This is a genomic window from Bacteroidota bacterium, assembly GCA_034723125.1.
In the GTDB taxonomy this organism is placed as follows: domain Bacteria; phylum Bacteroidota; class Bacteroidia; order CAILMK01; family JAAYUY01; genus JAYEOP01.
Window position 1 is genome coordinate 5,937 of sequence record JAYEOP010000534.1, and the last position, 1,794, is coordinate 7,730.

General features: G+C 29.8%; 1 protein-coding gene. It reads right to left on the minus strand.

Features of this window, described 5'->3' with window-relative positions:
• Window positions 1-49: 49 nt before the first annotated feature.
• The coding region (locus U9R42_13800) for an LruC domain-containing protein (GenBank protein ID MEA3497096.1) at window positions 50-1,794 on the minus strand (1,745 nt) is incomplete at its 5' end.

Consider the following 1,794-nt stretch of genomic DNA (forward strand, 5'->3'; position numbering starts at 1 on the left):
CAAGATGCAAGATGTGAAAAATAAATTATTGATTACAAATTATTACCAATCAATGCGAATAAATATTTGAATCACTCCTGTATCCATTCTTATCTTTATACCATTCTGTATAATTAACACCAATGCTTACTGCCCAAGGGGCAAATTTTAAATGAGCTGAGGTGATTTCAACTTTTTCCTTTGGATACTTAAATTGATAAGGTGTATTTATTACCCAAGGTAAATTATTTTTAGTAACATAATATCTGTTTTGACTTGGTTTACTATCATCATGCCCACTGCCAAGTAAGGATGTACTAGCAAGGTCAGTAGGTGGATAATTGGCAAGGTGTATTTCTTTATTTCTTGTTTGATCAATAATCATAAATGGATTATAAGGAGGTGTTCCCAGAGATGAAATTGTTTGTGGTGTAGAAAATTTTACATCAATTTGAATAGTTTGAGGTGTAACATAAGTTTCTCCTATTGTTGTATTTACAAATTCACAGCCATTACCGGGATGAGGTAAAAGGTCAAATGCATCATCAAATAAAATTATTACGGCATTTGTTTGATTTGCTTCTGTATTATTAGATGATAATGAAATATAATTTCCATTAATTTCCTGCCCTGTAACTGTATTTACTACAGATGGTAGAACAGGTAATTCAATACCCAAACCACTATGAAAGCTTGCTCCTATTGCTTTTACAGTTATATAATTTTCTATTACTACAACTTTGTTATCTGCATTTGTTATTGGATTCATCTGATAATCAACAACAAGATCGTTAAATTCATAATCACCTTTGTATGGCCAAAGGTCTTCAAAGGCTAAAGATGCTTTTGTGTTATCTGATGGGTAAAAATTATCAAATGCCTTTGTATCATCGTTAGGATAATCATCATTTGAATCACAAATGCCATCATCATCGGTATCAATCCATTCTGCTAGAGTAATATTATCAAAAAGGATTGATCCATTAGAAGAATGCTTATCAATATAAAGAACTACTCGAATATATTCGGTTTTTGAAGGTGCTGTTGCAGTTACTCCTTGTCTTTTCCAGCTTGATGTCCAATCTTTTACTTCATAAGTAGATTTTGGTTTTTTATCTAATTTATTTTCACAAAATTGCAATTGAAGAGATACTTTATTATTTGTTAATCCACTTAATATTTTTCCATCTACTTCGAGACGATATGTCTTCCCAACTGTTACATCATCAATAACCTGAGCACAAAATGATTCACGAGATGTAGTAGCTTTTATAACTTTCATTACCCAATCACTATTTTTGTAAACAGGGAAAGCATAAACAGAACTAGATTTTTTTTCTTTGTAATACCATTTATCAAGATCAACATTCTTATCTTTAACTTTAGTAGAAGAATCATAACTATTAGTACTAAAACCCGGATTTGTAATAAGATTTGTGGCAGATGCTCTGGAAGAACTTCTTGTTATATCAAGATTATTATCTACAATAATATGGTCTGTATTTAAAGTACATTCCAAAACCTTAGCATCAATTGCAACTAAGGTATCTTTAAAATTTGTTCTTACTGACAATTCACTTAGTGATGAAGGTACAGTAACTTCCACATTTATATTCCCTTCCGAATTAGTTAATCCTTTAAAAATAATACCATTATTTATATTATCAAAAATTTCAACATAAATAGATGGAATTCCTAATTTTGATGAATCATTTTCAATAACATTAATATCTATTGTAATATTCTTTTCCATTTTCCAATCAAATGATTGATCAATTACTAAATCACTAATTAATACATTTTCGTCCGGCAAAT